Raw genomic sequence first — 12,557 nt, 5'->3', positions numbered from 1 at the left:
CGCCGCGTTAAGGCGACGCTTTGGAGGGCGAAAATGGCCAGACGGTCGATCCGGGATATCGAGAACATCTGGTCCAATGTCGAGGGCGTAAAGAAGCTGTCCGACCGCGTGATCGGCATCGGGCCGTTCGGTCTGGGGCTGGACGCCATGCTGACCTGGGTGCCGGTGGTGGGCACGGCCTATACGGTCGGCACCGGCGGCTGGCTGATGCTTCAGGCCGTGCGGGCCAAGGCGACGCCGGCGACACTGGCGCGGATGGGGGCCTATATGGCCATCGACACGGCGACCGGCGCGGTGCCGATCGCGGGCGACATCGTGGACACCTTTTTCCCCGGCCAGCTGATGGCGGCGCGGGCGCTGCAGAAGCACATCGAAAGCACCCATTGGGTCGAGGACACCGAGGCCAATGCGCGCGCCAGCGGTGACCACGAGATGCACGAGGCGCGGGTTCAAAACGACCAGACGCTGAAGCGGATCGTCTATCTTCACGACTGAGATGCGCGGGTTGAGCAGGTCTAGCCTGCGTATTTTGCAAACCGAAGCCGTCTGAAAACAACGGCCTAATCGATCGTATCGACCATCTTCCGGCCTGAGGTAGGGCCGCGCCCAGACTGATCTCCGACGACAACGGAGAGAATGATGAGCGACGACTTCAGTGCGCGTCTGGCCCTGCCTTATCTGGCGGCGGGACAGATGCAGAAGCACGTGACCCTGAACACGACCCTGACCCGGCTGGACGTCCTGCTGCAAACGGCGGTGGTCAGCCGGACCACGGCGGTTCAGCCGAGCGCGCCGGCCGATGGCGACCTTTATATCCTGCCGGACGATGCGGAGGGGGCCGCCTGGGCCGGGCGAGTAAGCGGAAACCTGATGCGGTTCGAGGCGGGCGGCTGGACCGTCGTGCCGACGCCCAATGGCCTGATCGCCGTGGTGCTGGACGAGCCAGCGGTTCTGATGCGGACCGACGCGGGCTGGGTCGCGCTCGGCGAACGGCTGGGCGAGGCCCAGGGCTTGGCGCGGCTGGGTTTGGGCACGACCGCCGATGACGCCAATCCCCTGTCCGCCAAGATCAACGCCGCCCTGTTCACCGCGCGCTGCGTGGAGGATGGCGGCGACGGCGACCTGCGTCTGACTCTGAACAAGGAAACGGCGGCCGATGTGCTGTCGCTGCTGTTCCAGAGCGGTTATGCGGCGCGCGCCGAACTTGGCCTGATCGGCGAGGACGACCTGGGTCTCAAGGTCTGCGACGATGCGGGCGCCTGGCGGACGGTGTTTCGCGTGGACCGCGCCACCGGCCGCGTCGCCTTCGACCTGGGAGCCGTCAGGCGCGAGACGACCCTGTTCACCAACGACGGCGACTATGTCGCGCCGCCCTGGGCGCGCTGGCTCGAAGTCGCCTGCGTCGGCGGCGGAGGAGGGGGCGGCGCTGGGCTGGCTGGGCCGGCCGGAACCGCGCGTTTCGGCGGCGGGGGCGGCGGCGCGGGCGGCCTGACGCAAGGCTGCTGGTCCACTGACGATCTCGAAGATGCATTGACCATCACCGTCGGCGCGGGCGGCGTTGGCGGTGCTGCGGGAGGCGAGAGCCGCATCGCGGCGGGCGGCGAGGTCCTGCTGCGCGCCTCGGGCGGCGTCGGCGGTGGGACAGGTAGCGCCAGCGCGGGCTTGGGCGGCGCCGGCGGCCTGGGTCTGCGCGTCGCCAACCCCGGCGGCGGCTCATCGATCACGACAACAGCCGCGACCGGCGGCGAGACGGTCTGTCCCGATGGCCCAGGTGGCGGCGGCGCTGGCGGCGGGCTGAGTGCGTCCGATGTCGCGCGCGCTGGAGGACCGGGCGGGGGCGGCGGCTGGTGCGGACGTCTGGCCGCTGGCGGTGCGGCGGGTGCGGCGGGTTCGATCGCCGCCATGCCCCATCTGTCGTTGGCTGGTGGAGGCGGCGGCGGGGGGACCGCATCGGCGAGCGGCGCCGGAAGTCCCGGCGGTGCGGGGGCGATATTCGGCGCAGGCGGAGGGGGCGGCGGCGCAGGTCTGACCGTCGCCGGCCTGGGCGGCGCAGGCGCGGCTGGCGCGGTTCGCATCACGGCCGTCGGATGAGCCGGCGGCGGCATCCGGCCGAGCCGGTGGAAGTGCTGGAGGCCGAGGCTTGGGAAGCGCCCGACAGCCTCAGCGACGGCGAATGGCGCGCCCAGTCTGGCTGGGACGGACGCTGCATCGTGGAAACCTATGACAAGGAGGACGAACAATGACCCGACCGACGATAGAGCCGCTGGCCGAGGGACGCTGGCTGTTTCGCCGGCTCTACGCCTTCGCCGTCAGCGCAGGGCTGTGGGTGCTGCTGATGCGGACTGTGGGGCGGATGCCGCCCGAGATGCTGCCCAAGATGACGGATGGGCTGATGGGACTGCTGGCCCTGATCCTGATCCTCTATCTGGTGGCGCCCACCGCCCAACAACTGGTCGCCCTTCTGGCAAACGCCCGGCTGAAGATGATGGGAGGCCGGCCATGAGCTTTCGGCTTTCCACCCGGTCTCGGACGCGGCTTGTCGGCGTCCATCCGGCGCTGACGGCGGTGGTCGAGGCGGCGATCCTGCGATCTCCTGTCGATTTCATGATCACGGAGGGCCTGCGCACGGCGACGAGTCAGGCCGCGCTGGTCAAGGCCGGGGCCAGCCGCACGCTGCGCTCGCGCCATTTGACGGGTCACGCGGTCGATGTCGCCGCCCTAGTCGAGGGTCAGGTGCGCTGGGACTGGCCGCTGTATGGCCGGATCGCCCAGGCGTTCAAGGCGGCGGCGGCCGATCTGAAGACGCCGCTGATCTGGGGCGGGGACTGGAAGACGCTGCGCGACGGCCCGCATTTCGAACTGGATCGAAAGGCCTTCCCATGAGCCCCGGGTCGATCCTGCGCGCGCTGACCCCCTTTGGCTGGCTGGCGGCGGGCGCAGCGATTCTGGCGCTGGGGGCCGCCCTGCTGGGCGGGCTCGGCTTTCGCTGGGACCCGCTGGACCTTCAGCAGAAGCGTCTGGAGACCTCCCGGACCCAGGCGCGGGACGCCGCCGCAGCCGCCCAGGCGCAAGCCGACGCCCGCCGGCTCGAAACCGAAGGTGCGGCCGCGCAGGCCGTGCGCGTCGATCACTATCAACACAGGACCACGGCGGTGGAACGGGCGACCGCGACCGCCGTCGCGCAGGCCAGGAGCGCCGATGACGCCGACCATCCCTTGGAACACCGCCGCGCTGATCGCCTGCGCGGCCATGACCGCGAGCTGTGCCGGCTCGCCCCCGATCTCGACGGTTGCGCCGGTGCGGCTGACGCTGCCGGAGGCGGCGACGCGACCCTGCGCCCTGGCGACCCTGCCAGCTGATCCGACGGCAGGGGACCTCGACGCGGCCTATGCCGAGCGCGGGGCCCAGATCATCGCCTGCGACGGCGCCAGGCGTTTGGCGGTGGAGACGCTGCTGGCGGAGCGCGCGATGCAGGACGCCCAGGCCGGTCAGAACGGACCGCTCGACTGACACCCTGCAGAAACGACTCGGCAACTTCTGCCGCATGAGGGGCGAGCTTGCCGGGTCGCTTCGCCGAAATCCAAAATAAGTTCAATAAAAACAACGGAGGTCCATGCCGCTGGCCCCGCTTTCGGCTGGCCCCTCCCTTGCTCTTAGGAAGCCCGAGCAAAATGCTCCTGGCGCTAAAATGGCGCCGGACATCACACGAAGTGAAAAAGGACAGCCAAAATGGCTAACAGCATCAATGTGAACGTCGGCGCCATGGTCGCGCTGCAAAACCTCAACGCGTCCAACCGTCAGTTGGCCGTGACGCAAAACCGTGTCTCCACGGGAATGAACGTCTCGTCCGCCAAGGACAATGGCGCCATCTACGCCATCGCCACCAACCAGCGCGCCGAGCTGGGAGCGCTGGATGCGGTCCGCCAATCGCTGCAACGCGGTCAATCGATCGTGGATGTCGCCCTGGCCGCCGGCGACACCGTCGTCAACGCCCTGACCGAAATGAAGGCTCTGGCCGTCGCCATCGAGGCCGATGGCACTACGACAAGCGCCTCCTATCTTGCGCTGAAGGCCGACTACGACGCTTATCAGTCCGAAATCGACGCCGCTCTGTCCGGCGCCAACTTCGACGGCGTGAACCTGTGGACCAACACCGCCGTAACCGGCGTGCTGACCGACACCACGGGCTCCACCTACACCATCGGCTTCGGTGCGGCGATCGATCCGACGCCCGCCACCGTGACCTCGGCCGGGGTGCAGGCGACGATCGAGTCCTTCACGGCCGACCTGGCCCAGATCGGCACCCAGTCCAAGTCGCTGGAACGCCAGACCACCTTCAACAGCAAGATGCAGGATGCGGTCGAGGCCGGCATCGGCAATCTGGTTGACGCCGACCTGGCCAAGGAAAGCGCGCGCCTGACGGCCCTGCAGACCAAGCAGCAGCTGGGCGTCCAGGCGCTGTCGGTCGCCAACTCGTCCAGCCAGATCCTGCTGAGCCTGTTCCGCGGCTAAGCAGCTAAGCCGTCACACCCTGCGTTCTGAAAGCGGTCGGACCCTGGTCCGGCCGCTTTTTTGCTTGTCCGGCATATCGTGCCGGGCATTTTTTGCCGGGCGCCCGGCAACTTTTGCGTCCACTAGGTGAAGATTGCCGGGCGGCTTAACCTAAACAAGAAAATAACACAGCTAAATCAGTAAGTTAGATGGCGTGTCTAGCGCGGCGTTAACGGCCTTGGTGGCCCGGCACTTGCTTCCATGGAGAGTGGGCAAAAAGCCCCCGGCCGCCAAAATGGCGCCGGACATCACGAAGTGAAAAGGACAGCCAAAATGGCTAACAGCATCAACACGAACTACGGCGCCAACGTTGCGCTGCAGACCCTGAACGCCACCAACAAGTCGCTCTCCACGACCCAGAACCGCATCAGCACGGGTCAAGCCGTCTCGTCCGCCAAGGACAACGGCGCTCTGTTCGCTATCGCCACCAATCAGCGTGCTGAGATGAGCGCCCTGGGTTCGGTCAAACAGTCGCTGCAACGCGGTCAATCGATCGTCGACGTGGCCCTGGCCGCCGGCGACACCGTCGTCAACGCGCTGACCGAGATGAAGTCGCTGGCCGTCGCCATCGAAGCCGGCGGTTCCACCGCGACGACCGACGCTCTTCAGGCTGACTACGACGCCTATCAGGAAGAGATCAACGCCGCTCTGGCCGGCGCAAACTTCGATGGGACCAACCTGTTCGAAGACACCGGCAAGACCGTGATCACCGACACCGCCGGCAGTACGAAGACCATCGGTTTCGCTGCAGCGGTTACGGTCGCACCGGCTACAGCGACTGCTGACGGCGTCCAGGCGGCCCTCGAGTCGTTCACGGCCAACCTGGCGACCCTGGGCACCCAGTCCAAGTCGCTGGAACGCACGACCACCTTCACCAGCAAGATGGAAGACGCTCTGGAAGCCGGTATCGGCAACCTGGTTGACGCCGACCTGGCCAAGGAAAGCGCCAAGCTGACTGCTCTGCAAACCAAGCAGCAGTTGGGCGTGCAAGCGCTGTCGATCGCCAACTCGTCGAGCTCGATCCTGCTCGGCCTGTTCCGCTAAAGCGAGAGGCCGGGGCGGTTTCGCGACCGCCCCGGCCGACCGTCGCAGACGTCAGAGGGGCGCGGGCTGATTCGCCGCGCAAGGAGCCATGACAAACCATGTCGTCAGAGTAACAAGCTTACCGCCCCCCGCAGTCGTTCCTGTGAATGCGGTCGAGGCGCCCCCGACGCCGGCGGCCAGGAACGACAACGCCGACGCCGGCCGTTATCGCCTCACCATCGAGGCCCTGGGTCGAAATCGTTTCGTATACAAGGTCCTAGACCGCGTGACAGGCGAGGTGATCCGCCAGCTTCCCCGGGAAGACGTCGAAAAGCTGAGCGGCGACCCGACCTATAGGGGAGGGAAGGTGGTCGATACCGCCGTTTGACGCGCTTTATGCTCCTGTCCTGCCTGACGCCGCCGGTTCGCCGGACGGCGGAATCGTGCTTTCCTGCACGTTAACCATACGCTCACGACTCATGGTTAATCCTGTAGAGAACAGAATGTCCGGGGCTTGAAGCCATGACCACCAGTATCCACACCAACACCTCGGCGATGATCGCCCTGCAGAACCTGAACCGCACCAACGACCAGTTGGCGGCGACCCAGGGGCGGGTGAGTACGGGCCTGAAGGTGCAGGGCGCCAAGGACAATGCGGCCGTATGGGCAGTCGCCCAAGGCCAGCGCGCCGACATGGGGTCGCTGGAGGCGGTGACGACCAGTCTGAAGCGTGCGACGTCGATCACCGACGTGTCGCTGGCGGCCGGGGAGCAGATCTCGGATCTGCTGGTGGAGCTTCAGGCCAAGGCCACGGCGGCTTCCAATCCGAGCGAAAGTCCGGAAACACGCGACCGCTACGACGAAGAATTCCAGGCCTTGCTGGGGTCCATCGCATCCTTCGCAAACAATGCGGTCTTCGACGGCGCGAATATTCTGGATGGTTCATCGACGATCGCTGTGCCCTTCCTGGCGAGTGCGGATGGGGCCGAGACGATTTCCCTCAGCCGTCAGGATCTCACCGTCGATGGCCTGGGCCTGACGGGCCTGTCACTTGACACGACGGCGGGCGCCGGCGCGGCTCTGGCGGCCGTCAAGACGGCGCTGGCGACATCCAGCTCGCGTCTGGCGGAACTGGGCGCCCAGGCCAAGCAGATCGAGCGCCACACGACCTTCGTCGGCAAGCTGTCGGACTCGCTTGAATCCGGCATCGGCAATCTGGTCGACGCTGATCTGGCCAAGGAAAGCGCGCGCTTGCAGGCCTTGCAGGTCCAGCAGCAACTCGGGGTGCAATCCCTGTCGATCGCCAACCAGGCGCCTCAGATGATCCTGTCGCTGTTCCAGGGCTGAGGCAGCTTAACGGTTCGTTACGGCGTGCTGCCGCATCATGAGGGCGGAGCCGTCTGAATGATCAACAACAGCTATTTGCTGGGTCTGTACGGAGTGACGACGGATACGTCGTCGCTGATCGGCGCCACGACGGCTGCGACCACGACGAAGAAGACGCAGCCGACGGCGCCCTGGGCGGCGGAAGCCGCAGCCCCCCAGCCCAGCGACCTTCTGCGCTCCGCCCTGGCGGGCAGGCGACTGATCAACGAGTCCGCCGTCGACATGGACATGGCCGGCGCCTCGGCCGACTATCGCAAGCTTTTCGCCCTCTATCAGGGCTTGAATTCCCTCACCGCCCTCGCCGACCGCGCCAACGTTAAGGGACTGACCAGCGGCGAGGCCGCCCAGGTCGCCAAACGATTCGGCTCCGGCCTGGCCGAACTGTCCGACTATCTGAAGACCGCCGAATTCGAGGACGTCCGCATGGTTCAGGGCGTGTCGCAGTCGACGGTCAAGACCGGCTATGCCCAGGAACGCGCCCCGACCACTTTCACGACCGCGCCGATCCATGACGGCGCCATCACGTCGGCGGTGAAGGCCTTCGAAGGCGACGTGAAATTCGCCATGACGGTCAAGACGACTGACGGGACCCAGACGGTCGAGATGGACCTGTCCGAGATGGGTGCGACCGAACGGACCATGGACAATGTGGTCGCCTACATGAACGGCAAGCTGGAGGACGCCGGCGTTGCGACCCGTATGGGCCGCGAAATGGTCCCCGCCGAGCCCAAGACGATCAAGAGCGGCGACAAGACCATCACCCTGCCGGCGGGCCCGGATCAGTGGGCGCTGAGGGTGTCGGGATCCACCGGCGAAACGGTTGCCTTCGCAGCCGTCGACGCCTCCGATGCGGTTTACGTCACCCAGGGCGCCGGCAAGGCCGGAACGGGCCAACTCCTGAAGTTCCAGGTCGACGGCGGCGCCGCGCCCACCGCGCAACGGGGCGTCGACGATCCGTTCTGGGTCGAGGGCAGGGTGGGCCAGACCGACCTGCCCGAGGGTGTCGAATCCGTCCGCGCCAGCGCCGTGGCCCCCGACGGCTCGGTGTGGGTGGTCGCGGATCTGACCGCCGGCGACGCCAATCAACCGATCAAGGGCGCGCGCGACGTCGCCCTGATGAAGTACGATTCCGCCGGCAATCTGATGCAGACCAAGCTGCTGGGCGCGGCGTCCAGCGCCAACGGCTTCTCCATCGCCATCGACGACGACGGCCGGGTCGCCTTGGCCGGCTCCGTCACCGGCGCGCTGGAACCCGGCAAGAGCGGCGACAACGCTGCGACGGCAGACAGTTTCGTCACCCTGTTCGACAGTTCGGGCAAGGAGTTGTGGACCCAGCGGCGCGGCGCCAAGGCGGCCGACGAGGCGACGGAAGTCAGTTTCGGCGCCGACGGCGTGGTCTATGTGGCAGGTCGCTCCAAGTCGGCCATGCCGGGCACGGCGGCGCTGGGAGGCTGGGATTCCTATCTTCAGACCTTCCAGGAAAAGCCGCTGACGGTGATCGGGCCGATCGCTGGGGTGAGCGTCTCCACGACGCAGTTCGGCAGCGCGGGCGACGATTCCGTCCAGGCGATGACCGTGTCGGGCTCCGACCTCTATACGGCCGGTGTCGAGAACGGGAAGGCGATCGTCCGTCGCTTCACCCTGGACGCGCAGGGCGTGCCCACCTTGGCCTCCACCCGAGACCTTGGCTACGCCGGAGGAGAGATCGCAGGCATCTCGGTCGAGGACGGCAAGGTAGTCGTGACCGGGCACACGAACAATACGGCGTTGGACGTCGGCACGACGACGAACGCCCACGCGGGCGGGACCGACGTTTTCGTCGCCACCCTATCGGCGGACCTCCAGGCCTCGGGCGACGAGCGGCTGACCTATTTCGGCGGAGCCGGAAACGACACCGCCGCCGATGTCGAGATCAAGGACGGCAAGGTCTGGATCACCGGCACGAACCGCGCGGATGGCGCGGCCAAGGAAGATCCGACCCGCGGCTATCTGGCGCGCATCGACCTAGCGACGGGCGCCGTCGAGCAGAACAAGACCTGGCAGGCGGACGACGACCAGGCTAAGCCGACCAGCCTCAGCATCGCCGCAGGCGGCGCCAGCGTGCTCGACCGCCTGGGCCTCCCCCAGGGCGAGATCATGCAGGCGGATTCCAAGCTGCTGATCGTCGCCACCTCGGCCAGGGTGGGCGACCAGTTCACCATTTCGCCGGCCGGAGGCGGCCGGGCCGTGACCGTGACGATCGGGGCCAAGGACACGCTGGACAGCCTGGCCAAGAAGATCGCCTCCGCCTCGGGCCGCCAGCTGGAAGCCAAGGTGATCACCGACCTGAAGTCGGTTCCCGTCACGCAACGCCTGCAGATTTCCACGGCGGTGAACCGTGAAGGCGCGGTGATTTCGGCGGGCGCGGCGGGCAAGGACGCTCTCGCCGCCCTGGGCCTGACGCCGGGCTTCGTCGGCCCCAGCAAGCCGGAAAAAGATGCGCCGACCACATACGGCCTGAATCTGTCCAACACGCTGAACCTGAACGACCCCGCATCGATCAAGGCGGCGGTCGATGGTCTATCCCAGGCGATGACGGTGATCCGCTCCGCATACAAGTCGCTGGGACCGCAAAAGGCCGACACCACCAACACCCAGACCGGAAACGGTTCGTCCACGGCCTATCAGCAGATGCAGATCGCCAACTTCCAGGCCGCGCTCGACCGTCTTATGGGATGATCGCGTCCTTGACGGCCCAAGGCGGTTGACGCCCGGCGTCCGCTCGGGGTTATTGGCGACCTTATCCGCGAAAGCCTCTCCATGGCCCTTCCGAACGACAACCGTGTCATCATAGCCGTCGGCGCCGGTCTGGTGATCATCGCCGCCGTCGTGCTGGCCCTGATCTTCACCGGCGGTGGCGACAAGACGCCGGAGGCCTCGCCCGCATCCAAGGGCGGGCTGGTGGTCAATCTGGCGGATGCTCCCTCGCTTGAGCCGACGCGCGAGTTGCGCTGTTTCGTGGACGGCCAGTTCGTGGGCATGGCGACTTTGGCCGATTGCGCCCAACGCAACGGCCTGGCGACTGACGCACTCGACGTCGGACTGGACGCGACAGGCGCCTTGGCCGCCGCGCCGACCGCCGCCTTCGCCCCGCCGCCGGAACTTCCTGCGGTCCAGATGGCTGAGGAAGAGCCTCAGCCCCGCATGGAGCCCATGCCGGCGCCCCGGCCTACGCCGGCCGCCGCCGGGTCTCCCTGCCTGCGTCACAGTGGTTCCGACTGGCGCACCCTGTCTTCGAACATGAGCCTGAACGCCTGCGTTCAGGCGCTGTATGCCGGAACCTGCGTCGGGCCGGGCGACGCCCAATATGGCCGCTGGGGCGATACGACGCTGCGCCTGGTGCCGCGCCGGGTGGAACAGTCGGGCGACAATTCCCGTTTCCGGACGTTGGCCGAGCAGGACCGTAACTGCCAATTTCCTGGGATGAACTGATGCGCCTCGTCGTTCTCGCCGCCGTCGCTGGAACGGCCTTGCTGGGCGCCTGCTCCAACGAACCGAAATACGAGTTCGTGGATGGCGCCTGCTATTTCGTGGCGACGCCGGACAATGCGCCGCCTCGCCTGCAGAAGATCGCCGACGACCAGCCTCAGCTCGAACTGTGCGCCGCGCGTCTGGAAGAGATGCGTCTGCGCTTCCTGCGCATGGGCGGCTCGAACCAGGAGATCTCGGGCGCCTATCAGGGCCGGTTCATCTTCATCGACCGCGAGGGGGTCAAGATCGGCAAGAGCCTGAACGGCAGCCGCTTCTTCGCCATGGCCCGCACCGGCGACGGCCGCCTGGCCATCCCCGGGGCGATCCAGCGCGACGAGACGGGCCGTCCCATCGCCATCGCCGCGGACCCCGCCGCGAAGTAGGACTTGCGCGACGTGAACAAAGGTGGAACATTTCGTTAATCCACCGGTTTGGCGGGTGCGATGTCGAAAGCGGCTGGCGATAAGGCGTCGCCCCGGTCAGACATCGGACTGAATTGACGGGGCAGGCGATGCAGTCGCCGCCTCACACGAGAAGGAAGTTTTCATGGCGGGCAGCGTCAACAAGGTCATTCTGGTCGGCAACCTGGGTCGCGACCCTGAAATCCGGTCCATGCCGAACGGCGACCGCATCGCCAACCTGTCGATCGCGACCTCGGAAACCTGGCGCGACAAGTCCTCGGGCGAGCGCAAGGAAAAGACCGAGTGGCACCGGGTCGTCATCTTCAACGACAACATCGTCAAGGTGGTCGAGAACTATGTGAAGAAGGGCTCGACCGTCTATATCGAGGGCGCGCTTCAGACCCGCAAATGGACCGACCAGCAGGGCGTCGAGAAATATTCGACCGAGATCGTGGTCAGCCGGTTCAAGGGTGAACTGACCATGCTGGGCGGTCGCTCGGAAGGCGGATCGCAAGGCGGCGGCTATGCCGGCGGCGGCGGTGGTCGCGGCGACGACGACTATTCCTCGGGCTTCTCCACGGGCGGCGCCAACAAGCCGAGCGGCCCCAAGGAAAGCTACGACCTGAACGACGACATTCCGTTCTAAGAAGACCCGCCGGCTTGGCGATCAAGGCTGATGGTCGCCAAGCCGGAATTCTGATCCCGAAACCCGGGGTCATCCAAAGTGAGCCGACGCGCGCCCAAAGCCATGTCATAGGCCTTTGATGACCGACGTCGCCCCCGCACCATTGCCGCCCAAGCCCCACGCCCTGACCGGGCTGGAGATCGCCGCCATCGCGGCGATCATCGTGGTGTGGGGCATCAACAACGCCGGGGCCAAGCTGGCGACCGAACACCTGTCGCCGCTGCTGGTCGGGGCGATCCGGTTCGGCATCGCCAGCGCCTGTCTGATTGTCTTTGTCCGGCCGCCTTTCCCCGACTGGAAGAGCCTGCTGCTGATCGTCATCGTCGGCGGGCCGATCCAGTATGGGCTGGCCTACACCGCCTATTGGCTGGCGACCGACGTCAGCCCGGTGACCGTGGCCAACCAGCTCTGGATTCCTTTTACCACCCTGTTCGCCTTCCTGATCCTGGGCGAGCGGTTGTCCAAGGCGGCCCTGGTCGGCATGGGCGTGGCCTTCGTCGGCGTGGCCTGGATGACGCTGGACGCCCACGCCTTGCAGGACTGGAAGGCCATTCTGGTCGCCATTGCGGCGGGCGCGGCCTGGGGCGTGACCACAGTGGTGGCGCGTCGGACCACCTCCATCCCGCCGCTGAAGATGCAGGGCCTGCTGGCGCTGGGCGCCTTTCCGGTCATGGCCTTTGGTTCCGCCGTGTTCGAACACGGGCAATGGGAGGCGGTGAAGACCGCCACCCCCATGGTCTGGGCCACGCTGCTGTGGGCCGGGGTCGTGTCGTCGGTGCTGGCGACGACCCTGCTGTTCTGGCTGGTGCAGCGGCGCGAGGCGGGGCGGGTGACGCCCTATCTGCTGGTGACGCCGGTGGTGTCGATGCTGATCGGCTGGGGCTTCATGGGCGATGTGCTGACGCCGCAGATCCTGACCGGTTCGGCCATCGCCATGGGCGGGGTCGCGCTGGTCGCCCTGGCCGAACGGGGCTTGCGCGCGGGGGCCGCCAAGGCTTGAT

15 protein-coding genes are annotated in these 12,557 nt (G+C 66.8%); all 15 read left to right on the top strand.

Going from position 1 to position 12,557, the window contains the following annotated elements; genetic code table 11:
• The first annotated feature begins 33 nt into the window (after positions 1-33).
• The gene (locus ACP69V_RS10125) at positions 34-495 is read left to right on the top strand and encodes a DUF4112 domain-containing protein (RefSeq protein WP_426023713.1); all 462 of its coding nucleotides are present in this window, start codon (positions 34-36) and stop codon (positions 493-495) included.
• 144 nt (positions 496-639) lie between these two features.
• Positions 640-2,091, top strand: a complete 1,452-nt coding sequence (locus ACP69V_RS10120) for a DUF2793 domain-containing protein (protein WP_426023712.1) — start codon at positions 640-642, stop codon at positions 2,089-2,091.
• Positions 2,088-2,243, top strand: coding sequence for a hypothetical protein (locus ACP69V_RS10115; protein ID WP_409719228.1), 156 nt, complete (start codon positions 2,088-2,090; stop codon positions 2,241-2,243). The genes ACP69V_RS10120 and ACP69V_RS10115 overlap by 4 nt, the downstream gene beginning before the upstream one ends.
• Positions 2,240-2,503 carry a hypothetical protein gene (locus ACP69V_RS10110; RefSeq protein ID WP_426023711.1) on the top strand — a complete coding sequence of 88 codons (264 nt, stop codon included), beginning with the start codon at positions 2,240-2,242 and terminating at the stop codon, positions 2,501-2,503. The genes ACP69V_RS10115 and ACP69V_RS10110 overlap by 4 nt, the downstream gene beginning before the upstream one ends.
• A complete protein-coding gene (locus ACP69V_RS10105; RefSeq protein ID WP_426023710.1) occupies positions 2,500-2,883 on the top strand; it encodes a M15 family metallopeptidase in 384 nt (127 codons plus the stop codon). The genes ACP69V_RS10110 and ACP69V_RS10105 overlap by 4 nt, the downstream gene beginning before the upstream one ends.
• Entirely contained in the window at positions 2,880-3,359 is a 480-nt protein-coding gene (locus ACP69V_RS10100; protein ID WP_426023709.1) for a hypothetical protein, read from the top strand. Before ACP69V_RS10105 ends, ACP69V_RS10100 begins: the two co-directional genes overlap by 4 nt.
• A complete protein-coding gene (locus tag ACP69V_RS10095) occupies positions 3,298-3,510 on the top strand; it encodes a hypothetical protein (protein WP_426023708.1) in 213 nt (70 codons plus the stop codon). Before ACP69V_RS10100 ends, ACP69V_RS10095 begins: the two co-directional genes overlap by 62 nt.
• 219 nt (positions 3,511-3,729) lie before the next feature.
• Entirely contained in the window at positions 3,730-4,512 is a 783-nt protein-coding gene (locus tag ACP69V_RS10090) for a flagellin (protein WP_426023707.1), read from the top strand.
• Between the two features lie 312 nt (positions 4,513-4,824).
• Positions 4,825-5,595, top strand: a complete 771-nt coding sequence (locus ACP69V_RS10085; RefSeq protein ID WP_426023706.1) for a flagellin — start codon at positions 4,825-4,827, stop codon at positions 5,593-5,595.
• 501 nt (positions 5,596-6,096) lie between these two features.
• A complete protein-coding gene (locus tag ACP69V_RS10080; protein ID WP_426023705.1) occupies positions 6,097-6,921 on the top strand; it encodes a flagellin in 825 nt (274 codons plus the stop codon).
• Between the two features lie 57 nt (positions 6,922-6,978).
• Positions 6,979-9,678, top strand: coding sequence for a transcriptional regulator (locus ACP69V_RS10075; RefSeq protein WP_426023704.1), 2,700 nt, complete (start codon positions 6,979-6,981; stop codon positions 9,676-9,678).
• An 81-nt stretch (positions 9,679-9,759) separates the two neighbouring features.
• Positions 9,760-10,431, top strand: a complete 672-nt coding sequence (locus ACP69V_RS10070; RefSeq protein WP_426023703.1) for a hypothetical protein — start codon at positions 9,760-9,762, stop codon at positions 10,429-10,431.
• Positions 10,431-10,853 carry a hypothetical protein gene (locus tag ACP69V_RS10065; RefSeq protein ID WP_426023702.1) on the top strand — a complete coding sequence of 141 codons (423 nt, stop codon included), beginning with the start codon at positions 10,431-10,433 and terminating at the stop codon, positions 10,851-10,853. Before ACP69V_RS10070 ends, ACP69V_RS10065 begins: the two co-directional genes overlap by 1 nt.
• Before the next feature lie 163 nt (positions 10,854-11,016).
• On the top strand, positions 11,017-11,517 hold the full coding sequence (gene ssb / locus ACP69V_RS10060) for a single-stranded DNA-binding protein (protein WP_159850440.1): 501 nt from the start codon (positions 11,017-11,019) through the stop codon (positions 11,515-11,517).
• A 118-nt stretch (positions 11,518-11,635) separates the two neighbouring features.
• A complete protein-coding gene (locus ACP69V_RS10055) occupies positions 11,636-12,556 on the top strand; it encodes a DMT family transporter (protein ID WP_426023701.1) in 921 nt (306 codons plus the stop codon).
• Position 12,557: the final 1 nt, after the last annotated feature.

Source organism: Brevundimonas sp. PWP3-1b1 (assembly GCF_049896065.1).
GTDB classification, from domain to species: domain Bacteria; phylum Pseudomonadota; class Alphaproteobacteria; order Caulobacterales; family Caulobacteraceae; genus Brevundimonas; species Brevundimonas intermedia_B.
Note: the sequence above shows the minus strand (reverse complement) of the source record. Positions and strands in the feature narration are given on the sequence as shown.

Bases quoted from the DNA above. Each gene is read 5' to 3' on its own strand.
- ACP69V_RS10065 (WP_426023702.1), top strand. From the start codon at position 10,431: ATGCGCCTCGTCGTTCTCGCCGCCGTCGCTGGAACGGCCTTGCTGGGC.
- ACP69V_RS10055 (WP_426023701.1), top strand. From the start codon at position 11,636: ATGACCGACGTCGCCCCCGCACCATTGCCGCCCAAGCCCCACGCCCTG.
- ACP69V_RS10110 (WP_426023711.1), top strand. From the start codon at position 2,240: ATGACCCGACCGACGATAGAGCCGCTGGCCGAGGGACGCTGGCTGTTT.
- ACP69V_RS10105 (WP_426023710.1), top strand. From the start codon at position 2,500: ATGAGCTTTCGGCTTTCCACCCGGTCTCGGACGCGGCTTGTCGGCGTC.
- ACP69V_RS10115 (WP_409719228.1), top strand. From the start codon at position 2,088: ATGAGCCGGCGGCGGCATCCGGCCGAGCCGGTGGAAGTGCTGGAGGCC.
- ACP69V_RS10090 (WP_426023707.1), top strand. From the start codon at position 3,730: ATGGCTAACAGCATCAATGTGAACGTCGGCGCCATGGTCGCGCTGCAA.
- ACP69V_RS10120 (WP_426023712.1), top strand. From the start codon at position 640: ATGAGCGACGACTTCAGTGCGCGTCTGGCCCTGCCTTATCTGGCGGCG.
- ACP69V_RS10070 (WP_426023703.1), top strand. From the start codon at position 9,760: ATGGCCCTTCCGAACGACAACCGTGTCATCATAGCCGTCGGCGCCGGT.
- ACP69V_RS10075 (WP_426023704.1), top strand. From the start codon at position 6,979: ATGATCAACAACAGCTATTTGCTGGGTCTGTACGGAGTGACGACGGAT.
- ssb (WP_159850440.1), top strand. From the start codon at position 11,017: ATGGCGGGCAGCGTCAACAAGGTCATTCTGGTCGGCAACCTGGGTCGC.
- ACP69V_RS10080 (WP_426023705.1), top strand. From the start codon at position 6,097: ATGACCACCAGTATCCACACCAACACCTCGGCGATGATCGCCCTGCAG.
- ACP69V_RS10125 (WP_426023713.1), top strand. From the start codon at position 34: ATGGCCAGACGGTCGATCCGGGATATCGAGAACATCTGGTCCAATGTC.
- ACP69V_RS10100 (WP_426023709.1), top strand. From the start codon at position 2,880: ATGAGCCCCGGGTCGATCCTGCGCGCGCTGACCCCCTTTGGCTGGCTG.
- ACP69V_RS10085 (WP_426023706.1), top strand. From the start codon at position 4,825: ATGGCTAACAGCATCAACACGAACTACGGCGCCAACGTTGCGCTGCAG.